Annotated in this window: 11 protein-coding genes; 4 read left to right on the top strand and 7 right to left on the bottom strand. The window is 36.9% G+C overall.

Annotated elements, in window-relative coordinates:
- Window positions 1–599: 599 nt before the first annotated feature.
- The 7 genes from DBR39_RS23435 to DBR39_RS23405 all read right to left on the bottom strand — a co-directional run bounded on the left by DBR39_RS23435 (window position 600) and on the right by DBR39_RS23405 (window position 12,852).
- Window positions 600–926 (bottom strand): VanZ family protein, encoded by a 327-nt coding sequence (locus DBR39_RS23435; RefSeq protein WP_124537089.1) that lies wholly within the window; start codon window positions 924–926, stop codon window positions 600–602.
- Window positions 927–951: 25 nt separating this feature from the next.
- Window positions 952–1,329 carry a glycine cleavage system protein GcvH gene (gene gcvH, locus DBR39_RS23430; RefSeq protein WP_047373847.1) on the bottom strand — a complete coding sequence of 126 codons (378 nt, stop codon included), beginning with the start codon at window positions 1,327–1,329 and terminating at the stop codon, window positions 952–954.
- A 107-nt stretch (window positions 1,330–1,436) separates the two neighbouring features.
- Entirely contained in the window at window positions 1,437–8,471 is a 7,035-nt protein-coding gene (gene sprA / locus DBR39_RS23425; RefSeq protein WP_124537088.1) for a cell surface protein SprA, read from the bottom strand.
- 57 nt (window positions 8,472–8,528) lie between these two features.
- Window positions 8,529–9,113 carry a Holliday junction branch migration protein RuvA gene (ruvA, locus tag DBR39_RS23420; RefSeq protein WP_103233979.1) on the bottom strand — a complete coding sequence of 195 codons (585 nt, stop codon included), beginning with the start codon at window positions 9,111–9,113 and terminating at the stop codon, window positions 8,529–8,531.
- Between the two features lie 236 nt (window positions 9,114–9,349).
- Window positions 9,350–11,635: an NADP-dependent malic enzyme gene (locus tag DBR39_RS23415; protein WP_124537085.1), complete on the bottom strand. Its 2,286-nt coding sequence runs from the start codon at window positions 11,633–11,635 to the stop codon at window positions 9,350–9,352.
- Window positions 11,636–11,651: 16 nt separating this feature from the next.
- Entirely contained in the window at window positions 11,652–12,503 is an 852-nt protein-coding gene (locus DBR39_RS23410; RefSeq protein WP_124537084.1) for a BadF/BadG/BcrA/BcrD ATPase family protein, read from the bottom strand.
- An 85-nt stretch (window positions 12,504–12,588) separates the two neighbouring features.
- Entirely contained in the window at window positions 12,589–12,852 is a 264-nt protein-coding gene (locus DBR39_RS23405; RefSeq protein ID WP_124537083.1) for a hypothetical protein, read from the bottom strand.
- A 363-nt stretch (window positions 12,853–13,215) separates the two neighbouring features.
- Here DBR39_RS23405 and DBR39_RS23400 point away from each other — a divergent pair, with 363 nt between their 5' ends.
- The 4 genes from DBR39_RS23400 to DBR39_RS23385 all read left to right on the top strand — a co-directional run bounded on the left by DBR39_RS23400 (window position 13,216) and on the right by DBR39_RS23385 (window position 16,942).
- Window positions 13,216–13,674: a GtrA family protein gene (locus tag DBR39_RS23400; RefSeq protein WP_103234996.1), complete on the top strand. Its 459-nt coding sequence runs from the start codon at window positions 13,216–13,218 to the stop codon at window positions 13,672–13,674.
- A 3-nt stretch (window positions 13,675–13,677) separates the two neighbouring features.
- Window positions 13,678–14,415, top strand: a complete 738-nt coding sequence (locus DBR39_RS23395) for a lysophospholipid acyltransferase family protein (RefSeq protein WP_124537082.1) — start codon at window positions 13,678–13,680, stop codon at window positions 14,413–14,415.
- Between the two features lie 30 nt (window positions 14,416–14,445).
- On the top strand, window positions 14,446–15,891 hold the full coding sequence (locus tag DBR39_RS23390; protein WP_124537081.1) for an MFS transporter: 1,446 nt from the start codon (window positions 14,446–14,448) through the stop codon (window positions 15,889–15,891).
- Window positions 15,892–15,982: 91 nt separating this feature from the next.
- Window positions 15,983–16,942 (top strand): DUF3810 domain-containing protein, encoded by a 960-nt coding sequence (locus DBR39_RS23385; protein ID WP_228447907.1) that lies wholly within the window; start codon window positions 15,983–15,985, stop codon window positions 16,940–16,942.
- Window positions 16,943–17,757 lie beyond the last annotated feature (815 nt).

The raw sequence follows: 17,757 nt of genomic DNA, 5'->3' as shown, positions 1-17,757 counted from the left end.
ATAATGTATAATGTATAATGAAAGGTATACCTATATATAATAGTAGGGGCTTTTCTAAAAACAAATATTCTTTATTTACGTTTGGGGTAAAGCCAACAAGGACGTTTTCTTTTTATTAAACGGGTTAAAACCCGTTTCTATTGAATTTTTATAGTCTGGATGAAGATCGTGATTATTTGTTGATAGGATTATCAACCACAGATCGCAAGGATTTACACAGAGGATGATGGATATTATATACAAGAGAAAGTTGATGATACAGAATACACCTATTTATAACCAAAAACCTGGAATTGTAATCTCAAAACCGAAAACCCGGAACGCGAACCGCGAAACTATAATTCATAACTCATTATTCATCATTCATCATTCATCATTCATAATTAGACCTCCCCTAGCCCTGATAGCAATGGTTACCCCACAGCGTAGGTAGGAGGGTTGGTGGGTTGGAAGGGCGGAGAGCGCTGCAGCGAGGAGTAGAAATGGATAGCAGGAATAGCTCCTAAGAATGTTGGAGAGCTTGAAGGGGTGAAAAAACTTGAATGTTTCTGAGAGGAAAGGCATGAAATGAAGCATTGCTCCTTCCTAAAGATAGGATTTTAAAAGAAACGTTTGATTAATACCTTATATATATAGTACCCTAATAGACATCCGATAGTGTCTGCTACGATATCCAGCGTTTCCATAGATCTTCCTAATCCCATTTCTTCCTGTAGAATTTCAGTAAGGAATGCATAGAGAAGGATGATTTGAAAAAAGTATGAGAATTTTATTTTGGGAAATGCGGCAATGAAAGCGAAACCCAGCGCTCCAAATATGCTTAAATGCAATACCTTGTCGATACCGCTAAACATGAACCAATATTCATTGTTTTCTTCTCCTGGCTTGAGGAGCATATAAGTAAGAAATGCCCAATAAATGGGCAGTATCTTACTAAATATTTTTGAAATCTTATCCAATGATCGCTTTGTAATCGTCTGCAGAAAGTAACTCTGACTGATCTGCTCCATCAGCAATTTCCAATTTGATGATCCATCCGTCTCCATAAGGATCTGTATTTAACAGTTCCGGCTGAGCTTCTAATTCTGAATTAAACTCAATAACCTTCCCTGCGATAGGCAAGAATAGATCTGAAACAGTCTTTACTGCTTCTACACTTCCAAAAACGTCTCCTCCATTAAGATCATCATCTACAGTATCTATGTCTACGTATACGATGTCTCCAAGTTCTCCCTGAGCGAAGTCTGTAATACCGATTGTAGCAACGTTACCCTCGATTTTGATCCATTCGTGGTCTTTGGTGTACTTTAATTCTGATGGTGTGTTCATTTTTTAATTTTTATTTTGTACAAATGTATTCAAAAATATAGTAGCTTCAAATATTGGATATAAAAAAAGTCCTTCAAAACTGAAGGACTTTTACGTTTGTACTATTTTTAGAATCCACCTCCGGAATCTCCGAATGTAAATGTGGCAGAAATACCCGCTCTAATTGTAGACAGCGGGAATGCTGTGGAAATCTTATACTTTGAGGTCATCTGTTCGTAGAACACTCTCAGGTTCAGATTCTCAGAAACATTGTAGTCTGCTGAAAGTTTGATATTCATCAATCGTTGTCCTCCCGTAACCTGAGCATCATTCAACAGGATATTCATAATAGAGGTCTTACTGTCTCTTAATGAAATATCTCCTCTGATATTAAGGTCACTTCCTTTCCCTCTTGTTCCTCTTCCTCTGATATTAGCAGTTCCCAATCTGAAGTTTCTTATAATATATCCAAGTCTTACTACATATTCTGTATTTGCATCTTCGGTAAGCGTCTGATTTACCAATCCCAATACCATCATTCTGGTTTTGTTATACTGTATCCCGAACTGCATATTGTTTCTCATGGTAACATCTACCCCAATAAGTGGTGAGAAAGATTCTACATACCCCACCTGTGCAAATGTATATGGATTAATCTTGTCTCCAGCATTTTTGATTACATTACCTGCATTATCCACGGTCTGATAGTATCCATTCGGGTTACCATGATAATCTACATTACTCTGAATACCCGTTGCGGTATAAGTAGCTGTATAGGCATGTAGGATATCAAACTTTGTGAACTGTCCACTGATCATCGGGATGTTTTTTAATCCTGAATACGTAATTCTCCAGTTTGGTAATGGGAATCCTGATTTCTTCGGATTGCTCATTGGTGTCACCGATTTTCCTTCCATCGCTGCTTTAAAGGCAGGAATCAATACATAAGCATTTCCAATACTGTAATGCTGAGCAAATCCATTGTTATCCAATACAGCGCCTGGTCCTCCAAGCTGTTGTGAAAGTGCTCTTGCATTTTCCCTGATCGCCTGATAAACCGCTTGTCCATCTTTAAATGATGTACTAAGAAGCGATGTCGTATTGGAATACGTTATCATTTCGCTGGCAAATGTAAAGTCAGGATCCGAAACGCCATTATTGGTATAGTTAAATCCTGTATGGGAAAAGTTACTGTTAAAGGTATGCAACACATTAAGATCTATTCTTAAATCATTCATCGGCACCACTTGTAAGTCTGCTCTCAATTCTTTGGTAGACATCCTCACATATGGATCTGTCATATAATTGGAACCACTCACCCATCCGTTTTCCATCACTGTTCTTCTGATATCAGCCTGTGATCCTAAAAGGAATCCAAGGGTTGGCCCTCCCAGTGTCTGGCCTGAACCATACCAGTTAGGAGCTGATAATAATCCCGGAAGTACCGTACCATTCGTTTCATTATAGCTTACATTCAATTGCTTGAAAGAAGTCAATAAGAATGCAGCGCTCTGAAATGGGGTAAGCTTATTTTTAAATTTATATTTCTTGTATCTGTATCTGTTCTTCTCCCATTGTTTTGTATAGACATTGTTCAGAGAGTCCATCTCCTGTCTGCGTTTCTGAAGCTTAGCATTTATCTTTTTGAAATAATTAAACTGTCCGAAGAACTTAGGAAGATCCGCTGAAGCTGTTGCCTGAATAACATTGGTATTCTGTCCAACAGATCCTAAACTTGCTACCTGATTAGAGTTAGGGTCAACAAATCCAGTCAACGAAGTAGACCTTGCAGCCCAGTTGTAGGTAAATCCATATCCTACTTCTGCATCAATGAAATCCAGATAAGGAAGATACTGGAATGGCAGTTTATAGTTCAGCTGTGCTCTGTGGTTATACAATACCGGTCTTCCTGCTCTGAATACATTTCCAAAGATCGACTTGTTGTCCATTGAGTTTACATCCAGATTATCATTAAGGGTTCTGGTTGCTGAATTGATTTCCAGTTTTAATGATTTTGTGAAATTGAATCCTAACCCGTACTGCCATCCAAAGAAGAAGTTTCGGTTTCTGATGGCATCGAAATCACTGTTCATATTTCCATTCAGGATCGCTTCCACGTTTCTAAACTCAAGTTCATTATAATTTCTGTCGATTTCAGTTCTGAAAGATAATCTTGTAGGAATTGGATTAAAATTGAATTCCTTCACCCATCTCAGATACTTCGTAGATTTCGCAGTATCGCTGATCATTTTATTGAAAGGTTTGATGACCCACGGTTTGAACGTGTAGTTATAATCAACATATCCTCTCAGATATTGTCTGTAATTTCTCTTGGTATAAATATCTCTGAAATAGTCATCGTTATAAACAGCCGTTACCGAAACGTTTTCGATGTCATAGAATTTAGGCTTTTTATTTGGATTTACTCTTTCCTTGTGCATATTCACGACTCCTATACTTCTCTGCTGCGTATACGTTCTCGCTACTTTTTTCAATTGTTCCTTGTTTGGCGCCTTACTGAATTCTACGTCGGTATCCAGAGGGTTGTATTTCGGATCTTCAATGGTCTGTGAGTAAGAATAGTTTAAAGGAATCTTAACCCCTGTTTTTTCAGGAAGGAATTTATCTACATTGATCGCTGTATTAATGCTAAACGCTGATTGAGTAGATTGCGTTCTTTCTGCAGGTTTTGAATCGATATTTCCAAAACCAACTGATGTATAAGAAGCGTTGGCATTCACTGTTGCCAGATCTCCCATGTTAAAGTTTAAGCTGGCATTTCCTGCATATCCACCATCATTCTCAATTTCAGAAAGACGGACTTCGTTTACCCATAATATTCTTGTAATTCCGGTTCCTCCTCTTACATCTGCATTTCTTACCCCAATCATAATCGTGGTAATATTTCCTAAACTTGGTCTACCTTTTATATAAATATTCTTAAAAGGTTCCTGGTATGCCGGATCTACTGTTCTATCGGTAATTTTCACTCCCGACTTATCTCTTCTAATCTTAGCATCTACAAAGTTCTGAACATCAAAATCCACCTCATTTTCCATTGGCCAGATTTCCATAGGAGCTGTTGCCGTTGTAGGTGTCATCTTTAGAGATGATTCATATTCATAATAGTTGTCAGTAGCATCACTTCCGAAACGGATAAAGAATTTGGTTTTCTCATCCATTCCTATTACTCTATTCAATGGATCATGAGCATGTACAAAAAGTTTCAACTTTTTATATCTTCTCATATCCAGTGTTGTATTCTTGAATACTCCTCTTGCTTCAGATTTAAGGTCATTTACTTTCATGTAAAGTGAAGCTTCATTTTGTCTTTGAGCTCCAGCATTTCCACTTAATACCTGTCTGTCAATTCCCGGAGGCAGCACATACGGAGGCTGATTTAAAGCATTCTCTTCAATATTCACACTTCCTACTTCAAAGTTCGGATCTGTCACTTCTCCTATCCCTTCTTCGGGACCGGAAACAATTGTACTGGCAATTTTATTGTTATATTTTCTCCAGTCTGATCTTACAAGATCCATTGTTCCAAATCTTAAAGTGGATGTTTGGTCGAACCCTGCCAACATTAATCTTGCAAATCTTACATTATTCAGCACCGAAGCATCATGCGTTCCTTCCTGCAGATCGTACTTAGACACTGGAATTCTAAATAAGAACCATTTAACATCTGCAGTCTGCCCATTCTGAAATGCTGCTTTTACTGTCTTTACATCAACAATATTGTTTTGTCCTAATGACAAACTTGGCTGATCAAGCTTTACAACATACTGATTATAGTTTTCAGTCTGATCAAGGTTGTAATCTTTATTGATATCTTCTGCATCCGGAGTTTGTGAAGCTACATTTAAAGAGTTTGCTTCAGAGTTTCCTTCAGGGTTTCTGAAATACTTATATCGTTCCACAACTGAAGCAGCCTGACTTCCTGTAAATTTATCAGAAAGATAGAATACGAAGTCATCCACTGCAGGGTCAGCAATATTGGTTACAGGGTTTACAAATGTATTTCCGAACCTCATTGCTTCCTGATCAGAAGTAAGACCATCATATCCGGCATCCTGTACTTTTCTGTCCTCTCCTTCTGTAGAGAATGCATATAAAATTGGCGGCTGTTTTGGCTGTGTCCCCCAATTTGAATTTGTAGTAGAAGATGGGGTACCAGAAGTAGGAAGTCCATTTTCATACTGCATTTTACCATCCTTTAATACATCTTCGGAAACGTTTCCTAAATGAAGTAAAAGTTTTGGATCAGTACCCAGCGTTTTTCCATCTGCATAAGGATCCATCATCCAGAATTCTACGTATTCGATGTTTGAAGTAACAAAGTTTGGAACGCTGATAGACCTCATAATCCCCGCCCATCTGCTTTGTGCCTGTTCTGTTAATGGGTTTACGTTATATGGCCCTTTTTCCTTAGGGAAATAAGAGATATCGAAAGTATTGGTAAAGGTCTGTTCACCTGCAACAAAATCTCTGTTGTTGTAAATCTCCGAGTATTGTACTCTTCTTGAAGCGTGATTGGATACAGACTGTGGTGTAATTCCTGAAGGAGCTTTTCCTCCTACTCCCCAGAATCTAGGGTCGATATTATACCATGTTAATAGTCCTCTTCCATATCCGCTTGTTATGTCGTCATTTGCCGGCAACGTATTAAATGGTGGCAAAGTATTTTTTTCCGGTTTTGAAGCTAAGCTCCATGCTGCCGGTTCTTTTAATGATATCTTGGAAGTCGTTTGTTCAAAATCGTCAATATAAGACTGGTTATTGGTCCCTTTATTCAGTCCAGGCATTAAATAAGCTGCTTCCATCTTAAAGTTTAAGTTGGATGGCGCTTCGGTTTTTACCATAGGAAGCTTATTAGTAAGCCTTGTCAGATAAGGAGCCTGATTGTTATACATCAAGTTGATCCCTGCCATGGTATTGTTTACCGCTTCCTGTCCGAAGTTTACTTTCTGAGTCAATGGAGACTCTGAGTAATTGATTACTGTTCCTCCTAAGATAAAGTTTTCATTGAATCTTCTTTCTAAATTTAATCCTAAGAATCTTTTTCTTTGGGTATTAAATGTCAACTGGTTTTCCAGTGAAATATTGATAGCCTGCCCGGACTGTTTTACGTTTTCGTTGATGATCGTAACTGTTCCAAGCATATAATCTACGGTATAGTCTACCCCTTCGGTAAGCTGTACTCCGTTTGCTGCAACTTTCACCGACCCCTGAGGCACGTTTACTGCACCTAAAGAAATACCTTGTCCCTGAACTCCTTTATAACGGCCTTCCATTGTATATCTCTGTGAAAGGTTACTGGAAAGAACAGCTTGTTTTTGCTTGGTATAAAGATCCTGGAAAACATATTGAGGATCAAAAGTTCCCCCTAGAACCTTTTGCATATAACTTCCGAAAGGCTGTACTTTGGTAAAAATAACCCGCCCTGTTTCCGGTCTGATGGTAATCCCGTTGACAAAGTCGAAGATTCCATCTCCTTTGCTTCCGTCTTTATTATTCTGGATGTCTCCGTTCATATTAAGACGGTCCCAGTTGAATAATTTCAGTAAGTTCTGATCTTTTACGGGAGTATCCGGAAGGTAGTTTACTTTACCTCCTGTTTTTGGATCTCTGTAGTATACATTCAGGATAAATCCATCCGGTGCTACCTGTCCTGCATCCATAGAATAGATATTCTTCATCATCAGGTCCCACATCGGAGATTGAGTGTTCACTTTATTGTTTACTCTCAATACTTTGGTTACAAGCACCGGGCTTTCTTCAGAGAATTCCCCTACTTTGTATACTTTATTGCTTCCGTTAACAGTATAGGAGTATGAAACAGCTAAAAGCTGTTGGTCATTCAATTTTTGATTTAATGAAATATATCCTAGCTGTGGCTGAAAAGTAAATTCATTAGCATTCAGCTTTCTGGCTTTTGTATTGTATATGAATTGCTCTCCATTATCATAAGGAGTGGGATCTGTCCCAATCACCTGCCCCTGGAAAATAGTTCCATAGTTTTTTCCGGCTTCTCTAGATCCTGCTACTGACGAAACTGCGTCATATAAACCGTTCAGTGAGTTATCCGGTAAAGTAACACCACCAGGACCTTCTCCCAGGTCTCTGATTCCGATAATACTTTTCTGATAGGCAAGATTACTGTTCCCCTGATCAAGCACCCATACTTCTAATCTGGTAATATTAATGGTGGAATTGATCTGTGGATAATTAAGTAAGGCATCATCATATTTGTTCAGGAAATAGTGTCCTAAGAAGTAGTGCTGATTTTCTTCATAGTCAATCGCGTTAACTTTAAAGTTGTTCATAACACCACCACCCTGCACTACAATATTACGGGCCTCACCCTGCTGTTGGGAAAGGACCACTGTTCCAAATGTTTTTCCTAACTGGAATTCTGTTTTCACCCCGAATAGTGATTGTGAACCACGGATCAGACTGGTTGAAAGCGGCATATTTACGTTACCGAATTCAACTCTTTTGATGATTTTATCTTCTCCTCCTTCGTTGGGTTTATCTACATTTCCAAGGCCTTTGCTTTGAAGATCTTTCCAGCTTCCTTTTGCCTGCCAAACAAGGTTCATTCTGTTTTCAAAAGCAAAACCACTCTGGGTATCATAATTGGCTTTTAACTGAAGGTTTTCCCCTACTTTACCCAATAATCCCAGCTGAATTCTCTGATCGATATCGAAGGTAAAACTGGTCCTGTTTTGTGGCAGGATCAAAGGGTTATCAATTTTCTGATACAATCCGGCAAAGTCCAAAGATGCATACCCTGAAGGAATAATTTCAATTTTATTACCTCCGAAAATCGTTTCGAACAACCTGTTATTGATCAAGAGTGAAGGAATAAGTCCTTTCTTCCTTGCATCTGATCTGTCTCTTCTGAAAAGAAGGTTATATTTATCAGATTTCTCCTTGTAATAAGCTTTTGTCTGGGTAGCAAGCATATATTCTTTATACTCTTGCGGAGACATCGCTGTAGGAGGACCTGTTATGGTATTTCCGATTTTAGGATATACATAGTACATCCCGGTTTTTATATCGTAATAGGCTTCGTACCTCGTAGGGTCGGCCACTTCATATTGTTTTCTTATGATCGCTGTATCACTCCGTACCTGCGCAAACGCGCTGACAGACATACACAGAAACGACAGGAACAAAAATATGTTAAGATGCTTACTTTTCGCCACCAAATGTTAAATGTTTTTTAAGATTTGTTTAACCAATTCTTCTACCGAGATACTTGGATTTTGTTTTATTATTCTATCCGCAATCTTCTCACTCGCCCGCTTAGGAATTCCTAAAACTTCTAATGCAGATAACGATTCTTCCTTAATTTTATTATCCACCATCACAGAAATATTCGCGTTCGGATCACTGAATTTCTGTACTTTATCTTTAAGGTCTACGATGATTCTTTCGGCCGTTTTGGCACCGATTCCTTTTGCTTTTTGGATGAGGGCACTGTTGCCTGAAAGTATGGCAGTAGCGATCTCATCAAGGCTCAGTGTTGACAGCAGAATCAATGCAGAAACAGCCCCTACTCCGTTAACGCTAATTAACAGATTGAACATTTCTTTTTCTGAACGTGTGTTAAAACCAAAGAGAAGATGAGCATCTTCACGGATGATCTGCTGGATAAATAAAATAGTCTGCTGATTCAAAACCAGCGTCTGTGAGGTCATCAAACTGATTCCCACGTAGTAGCCAACCCCTTGTACATTGATTACCGCGTAGGTAGGCGTAAGTTCTTGAACAGTGCCTTGTAAAGAAAATATCATTATTAATTTTTAAAACTCCCAAATATAGCAATTTAAACTAATTAATGTTTTCATTTCACGCGCGAATGATTTTTAACTTAAATTTCAAATAAGAATTCAATGAATTAACATAAAAGCAAAAGACTCCAAAATATGGAGTCTTTTTATTATCTCAACACGGTTTAAGGTGTCATTTTTTAAATAAGAAAAATCTGATCGGAGGTTAGTGATTACTACTCAGGATCTCAATTTTAGATTTATTTTTTTTCTCTTCTTTGAGCATCAAGAACGGCAATCGTAGCAAGGTTTACGATCTCATCTACGCTTGAACGCATTTGAAGAACGTGTACCGGCTGTTTTAATCCCATTAAGATTGGTCCTATCACCTGTGCTACTTTCATACCTCTCAGAATTTTGTAAGAAAGGTTTGCACTTTCAAGATTCGGGAAGATGAATGTATTTGCTGGTGTTGTTCCTAATTTTGAGAATGGATAATCGCTCAGGTGATCCGCATTCATTGCAAAATCAGGCTGAATTTCTCCATCTACAATCATTTTAGGATATTTCTCATGAAGAATGCTTACTGCTTTAGCTACTTTTTTGGAAGTTTCAGAAATAGCAGCGAAGTTTTCGAATCCAAGCATTGCAATTCTAGGCTCAATAGCAAAAGATTTCACTGTAAATTCTGCCATTTTAGCAATATTCACAAGGTCTTCAGAGGTTGGGTTCTGATTGATGGATGTATCTGCAAAGAAGATAGGTTTCTTTTCGGACAGGATCATCATCATTGCCGCTACTTTGTCTACTCCTTTATCTTTTTCAATAACTTCCAACACAGGACGCAATACTGAAGTATAGTTTTTAGAGAATCCTACGATAAGACCATCCGTATCCCCATGTCTTAGCATCAGAGGTCCAAAATAATCTCTCTGACGAACATATCTCTTCGCTTTGTACTCGTTCATTCCTTTTCTCTGACGAAGTTTCCAAAGGGTTTCTCTGTATTTTTTTCTGTTTTCTTTCTGATCATCATCACTTGGATCAATGATAGGAACATCAAGAGTAATTCCGTAACGCTCCATCTGCTCTTGGATGTATTTCTTATCTCCTAAAAGGCTTGGATAAGCAATTCCTTCTTCATAAAGAATCTGAGCAGCTTTCAATACGTTGTATTCTTCAGCATTCCCAAGGGTAATTCTTTTCGGATTGGATTTTGCACGGCTCTGCATCATTCTTACCAATCTTTCATCTCTTCCCATTCTGTCTAAAAGCTGGTGCTCATATTCTTCAAAATCAGCAATCGTTTTTCTCGCAACACCGCTTTCAATAGCCGCTTTTGCTACAGCGCTTGATACTTTTGTGATCAGTCTGTTATCAAATGGTTTTGGAATGAAATACTCTCTTCCAAATTGCATATTCTGAACGTTGTATGCTAAAATTACAGCTTCCGGCACCGGTTCTTTTGCCAGGTCAGCAATAGCGTGTACGGCAGCAAGCTTCATTTCTTCATTAATTCCTGTAGCCTGTACATCCAATGCGCCACGGAAGATATAAGGGAATCCCAATACGTTGTTTACCTGGTTAGGATAATCACTTCTTCCTGTTGCCATGATGACATCTTTACGAGTCTCGATAGCAAGATCGTAAGCGATTTCCGGATCTGGGTTTGCTAAAGCGAATACGATAGGATCGTTATTCATGCTCAACAGCATTTCCGGAGTCATCACGTTTCCTTTTGACAATCCTACGAAAACATCCGTTCCTTTTACAGCATCTTCTAATGTTTCAATATCTGTCTGAGCGATGAAATCTAATTTTTCAGGAGTAAGATTTTCTCTTTTATGATTGATAACCCCCTTACTGTCACACATCAGAACATTTTCTTTTTTCAGTCCTAATGAAATGTAAAGCTTGGTACATGCGATAGCAGCGGCCCCTGCACCGTTCACCACCATTTTCACTTTATCAATATCTTTATTAGCAATCTGCAAAGAGTTGATCAATGCTGCTGCAGAGATAATTGCTGTTCCGTGCTGGTCATCATGCATCAAAGGAATATTTAATTCCTCTTTCAGTTTTTGTTCTATATAAAATGCTTCAGGAGCTTTAATATCTTCCAGGTTGATTCCTCCGAAAGTAGGAGCAATACCTTTTACAATTTCAATAAATTTATCCGGGTCTTTTTCATCAATCTCGATATCAAAAACGTTGATATCAGCAAAGATCTTGAACAAAAGACCTTTTCCCTCCATTACCGGTTTTGAAGCTTCAGCACCGATATCTCCCAGTCCAAGTACCGCAGTACCGTTAGAAATTACTGCTACCAGGTTTCCTTTTCCTGTATAATCATAAACAGTTTCCGGTTTTTCATGAATTTCCATACAAGGAACAGCTACCCCAGGAGAGTAAGCCAGTGACAGGTCTCTTTGAGAAGAGTGTGGCTTTGACGGGATTACTTCAATTTTTCCTTTAGGTTCTGCTTTATGATAATCTAGCGCGGCCTGGCTAAAGTTCTTTTCGTCACGATTGTTGTTACTTGACATAAAATTTTGTTTTTTGTTAAAGTATATATTTAATGTGGTAATCTACTAAGCTTTCAATTGGTTTCTGCACAACATGTCCCACATTTAAATTAAGTTCTGTAGCTACAGAACGTAGTATGTTTTCATAATAATAGGCAATAGAGCCGATGAAATTGATCTCGGCATCTTTTGCTTCCTCATAAGGGAGAACCTGGTATTCAAAGAAGTTTCTCATTTCTTCAAAAACCATATCCTGGAAATAAGGATGATCTTTTCTTTCGATCACAAATTTGGTAAAGTTTGCCAAATAGGCGTTTGGTCTTGGAGTATGATACATATTTTTCAATGCATCTTCTACAGTAAGCTGATAGTCTGCTTCAAATTCTTTGTGAAGATCTGAAGGCAGTTTTTTCATGAAATATCTGCGCACTAATTGCTTTCCGATAGCACTGCCACTTCCTTCGTCCCCGATCAGGAATCCAAGTGAAGGCAATTCAATCTTCAGATTTTCACCGTCAAAAAAACAAGAGTTTGATCCTGTGCCCAAAATACATACGATGGCAGGTTTTCCGCCATATGCTGCATAGGCTGCAGCCATCAGGTCTTCCTTTACAATAATTTCGGCTTTTCCAAATACCTTCTGCAGTTCTTCTTCGATAGTTTCACAATTTTTTTTCACTCCACATCCGGAACCATAAAAAAAGACCTTGGTAATTGAATTTTTAACTGATATCAGATTGCTATTCTTCTGTATTTCAGGAGCGATAAGTTCTCTGTTGATAAAATTCGGATTGAAACCTATTGTTTCTGTTTTTAGAAAAACTTTTTTAAAGTCATCAAGTATCACCCAATCCGTTTTAGTAGAACCACTATCTACAATAGCAACCATATTTTAGATTTTAATTTAAGCTTGCTAAATTATGAATTTATCTTCAATTAGCATTTAAAAACAACCTGGAAGCTGTCTAAAATCATTAATGTTTAATCTCTGTTTTTTTTTCATTGAATTGTAAAAGCCAATCTTCTATTTCATCTTCCAGATAGGAAGTCTGTAATACCATTGCATTGATAAAATCATCGGGGACAGGTTCCCCGTTGGAGTTTTCAAGATTCCATAATTCGTTTGACATATTTTCATATTCAGAATACACTCTTTTGAAGCGGGAATTTTCTTTCTCAAGAGCCTCAATATTTTTCTGTTGAAGCTGGAATTTTCTGTATTTGTTTTGACGTTTCATACAAATATTATTAATAATTGGGTCATAAAATGTTGGAGTATATGCTCTTAATCGTGCACTACAAGATAGAAAAAACCATCAACACAAGGAGTTGAAAATGAATTTATTATCAGGTCATTATTACATCATTCTGAATATTAAAATTAGAAATAATTTTAATTAAAAAAAATATTTTAACAACTTTTTTCAGTGTTTAACATATAGTTATAAATTTGCATACTCATATTATGAAGTTTTGTAATTATTGGTATTTTAAAATCATTATGAACAATCAGAGTACGGTAAGGTATTCACCTGCTGAAATATAAACGCTCTCTTGCTTCATACAATATGTACACAAATTTTTAGTTTTATATTAATTGAATGAAAGATATACTCATACGCCAGAAACAGGTTTTGTTCTTCATCATTGCTGGAGGACTGAGCGCTATTGTAGAAATAGGAAGCTTTAAAATTTTCAGCACTTCTCTTCCTCATTTCTTTGTAAGGGAAACCAACTTTCATGGTATACATTATCCTTTAAGTAATATTTTTTCTACAAGCTGCGGGATCATCACCAATTATTTTCTGAGCATCTGGTTTGTGTTTGAAAGAGGAAAACATTCGAAGAAAAAAGAGTTTGCTTACTTTATGGTGGTATCCTTCTTTTCAACATTACTCAGCTTAGGATTTTTCCAGATATTTTATAGTTTTATATTTAAAGACAATATCAATTTATTTTTTTATACCTTGAGCCCGGAAATAATCAGTAAAATTGCAGCAATATTGCTGGTTTCCATTCTTAATTATTCGGTAAAAAAGAAAGTAATTTTTAACGGTTAGGCTGTGACAAAAATTTTAAATTATCTATGGAGATTCTGGTTGCTGTTGTTGGCATTTTTTCTGACAGTTACCATTGGAATCCCAGTCTATATTTTATCTTTTAATAAAAAGCACTACAAGTACGGATATAAACTTGTCAGACTCTGGTGTTTCGGAATGTTCTACGGAATGGGCTTCAGATATGATCTCATTAAGCTTTCAGAACAGGAAATGGACAAAAAGATACCGTATGTCTTTATCTCCAATCACACTTCCATCATGGATATTATGCTTACCTGTATTCTATTACCCGATCATCCGATATGTTTTGTAGGGAAGAAAGAACTGGTAAAGATTCCTATTTTTGGAACCGTATATAAAAGGATATGCGTCATGGTAGACAGAGCGAGTGCGAGAAGCCGTGCTGATGTATATCGAAGATGTGCAGAGAAGATGGAGGAAGGCAACAGTATTGCCATTTTTCCTGAAGGCGGTGTACCTGATGACACTTCTATTATCCTGGATGATTTTAAGGACGGAGCATTTATGCTGTCTTCAAAACATCATTCCCCAATAGCTGTTTATACCTTTATCGGACTCAAGGAAATGTTCCCTTTTGAAAACTCAAAAGGCTTTCCCGGAAGAGTAAAGGTGTATTTCAATGGAATCATTGAGCCTACAGATTCGCCAAAAGACTTAAAGGCAGAGGCTTATGAAAAAATAAAAAAAACCTTAATCAGGTATTCCGTTGAAAGGAAATAGTTATATTTGTTTGTGAAATCTATAATAAATATGTCAAATTATTCTAAACAAACCAATTGGGCACAATTCATTCCGTTGGTTACTGTATTCTTCTTTTGGGGATTTGTAGCAGCCAGTAATGATATCCTGATCCCAGTTTTTCAAAAAGCCTTCAACTTATCACAAACTGAAAGTATGCTGGTCCAGATATGCTTCTATGTAGCATATACTGTAGGTTCTTTAATTTATATGATCATATCAAAAAGCATTAAGCAGGATTTGATCAATAAAATAGGGTACAAAAACGGTCTTATTGTGGGACTTCTTATTTCTGCAATGGGAACCTTGTTGTTTTACCCGGCTGCCAATATGCATTCTTTTCCGTTAATGATCTCCGGATTATTTATTGTAGGTTTAGGATTCTCTCTTCAGCAGATTGTTGCCAACCCGCTCGCTATTGAGGTAGGTCCTACGGAAACAGGATCTCAGAGATTAACAATGGCTGGGGGAATCAATAACTTAGGAACGACAATAGGACCACTTATCGTTGCATTTGCTATTTTTGGATCTGCAAGCGCAGCCAATACAGAAGCAAGTATCGAAAGTGTAAAAATACCTTATCTTATATTAGGGGCAGCTTTTGCTCTTGTAGCTTTAATGCTTAAATTCTCTTCCCTTCCTGCTATAACACCTACCAATAGTACGGATACAGATGATACAACTCCGGGAGAGCACAGAAGTTCAGCTTTCCAGTACCCTCAATTGGTAATGGGAATGATCGCGATTTTCGTGTATGTAGGAGTGGAGGTTTCCACCGCGAGTAACCTTCCTGCTTATATGGAAAAAAACTTAGGATTTGAAACTAAAGATGTAGCCCCTTACATCTCATTATACTGGGCGTCATTAATGATTGGCCGTTGGACAGGTGCTGTAGAGGCATTTGACGTGAACGCAGGCTTCAAAAAGATCTTAAGATTCTTAGCGCCTTATCTTGCATTTGGTGTCTTTTTATTCGTAAATGCGCTGGCTCATCATGATCTTTCTCCATTCTATGTATATGGATTTATCATTATTGCGATGATCATCTGCGATATCATGAGTAAAGGAAACCCGGCAAGGATGCTTTTAATCTTCTCATTAGCAGGAATTACGGCTCTACTTATCGGTATGTTCACTTCAGGTATGGTTTCTGTGTATGCATTTACCAGTGTAGGTCTTTTCTGCTCTACTCTATGGCCATGTATCTTTGCACTGGCTATCAACGGACTTGGAAAGCACACCAACCAGGGATCAGGGTATCTTATCATGATGATTATGGGTGGTGGTATCGTAAGCTTTATACAAGGTTATATTGCAGATATTACGAATATCCACTTCAGTTATATCGTTGGGGTTGTTTGTTTTGCTTATCTTGCATTCTATGCGATCCGTGTAAGTGGGATTTTGAAAGCCCAAGGCATTGATCTGGATAAAGTATCTAAAGGCAATGGTCATTAATATAACAAGGAAAATATATAATAAGAAAAGATTTTGGGCAGGTGTATTACTTGCCCAATTTCTTTTATTTTACGGTTTCTCAAAATCCAAAATGATGATTTCTTTTTTTGAGGATTTCTTTGAGCTTCAGAAAACAATACATCAGATGCTGTTCAGCTGGATTCCGTTTTCTATGGGAGATCTTATCTATATTATATTCGGCGCTTTTATTTTGTATTATATAATCACTTTATTCAGAAAGCAACGAAGAAATGATTCTATGATAAAGCTCCTGATTATCATTAATATCTTTTATTTTATCCATCAAATCTTTTGGGGAATGCTGTACTTCCAGACTCCTATTATTAAGAAGCTTTCAAGCCAGAAAGAACCGGATGTAGAAAAAGCAAAAAAACTGGCTCTTACCTACCTTGAAAAATGTAAGCTAACCCGACAGTCTGTTCATGAAAATGCTAAAGGAATTTTTGTCATCACAAACCTTACTGCTATACAAAAGGAAATTCTCAATCAGCAGGCAAAATTACCCTCTTACATATCAGATAAAAAAGCCACTCAGATATTAGCTATTAAACCGAGTTTATTCAGGAATGTGATGAGCTTTACCGGGATTTTGGGGTATTACAATCCTTTTACCGCAGAAGCCCAATATAACTCTGAATTACCTCCTACTTTCATCCCTTTTACAACCGCTCACGAGAGTTCTCATCAGCTGGGTTTCGCCAGGGAACAGGAAGCTAATTTTGTGGGGTATTTAATAGGGATTCATTCCAGTAATCTGGAATTGCGGTACAGCACCGAGCTTTTTACGTTAAAGAGTCTTTTAAGGTTCATTGTAGAGGAAGATCCTGAGTTTGTAAAAAATGTTCTTCATCAATATTCTCCTGCTATGAAAAAAGACCGCACTTATGAAAAAAATTTCGTATTCAGTCATCAGGGATGGCTGGATGACTTCTTTGGATACACCAACAATCTGTTTTTGAAAAGTAACCAACAGGAAGGCTCGGTCACCTACTCTTACTTCATAGATCTCCTCTTAAATTACGAAAAATAAACAAAAAAAAAGAATCGTATCAGGCGATACGATTCTAAAAACACAAATGATGAAAAAAAATTTATTACCTTGACTTGTTCCCTCATTCAAGGCGATGTAAAAGTACGACATATTTTATAAATACAAAAACATTTCTATCCTTTTTTAAAACTTTATGAAAACTTTATGATTTTTTAAGTTTTTTTGAGTTCATACCGAAACATCACAAATCGCAATCAATCCGGACATCAATATAAAAAACATCAATTAAACACCATATAACCTATAAAAAGATCAATAAACTAAACGATTGTTTAAATATAATTTATTGCACTTTTCTCGATATTTCATACTTTTAAAGTTGGAGTTATCACGCCTATTTTACATGATATTTCTAAAATTTGAGTTCAAAAAAAACAGAGATATTGGGATCAGAATGGCAGCATTTATTTTTACTGTTTTAACACCATTTATTCCTTACAAAAACGCTCTATATTTTGTTTAAAAGAAAGCTCTTTTCACTCCCAAAAGTAAAATTTAATGCAAACTTAACGATGAACGGTTAAAAATATATGTCTATGAAAAACGATCCTTATTGTGTCCAAAACATATATCCTGAAAATCAGGTATTTTCCTCAAAAACCTGTTTTATCGAGAAATAATCTATCTCTGAAAACAGGGAAAATCAGCTAATTTTAATAAAAAAACATAGCATAGAATTTAATTTTAAATTCAAGTTTTGTAAAATAAAATACTGAGATTCAAATAAAATCTACCAACACCTGCTTATATCTCACTAATAAAGGAGATTTTTTTTTGTATATTTAAAACATCTG

Source organism: Chryseobacterium sp. KBW03 (assembly GCF_003852415.1).
In the GTDB taxonomy this organism is placed as follows: domain Bacteria; phylum Bacteroidota; class Bacteroidia; order Flavobacteriales; family Weeksellaceae; genus Chryseobacterium; species Chryseobacterium viscerum.
Note: the sequence above shows the minus strand (reverse complement) of the source record. Positions and strands in the feature narration are given on the sequence as shown.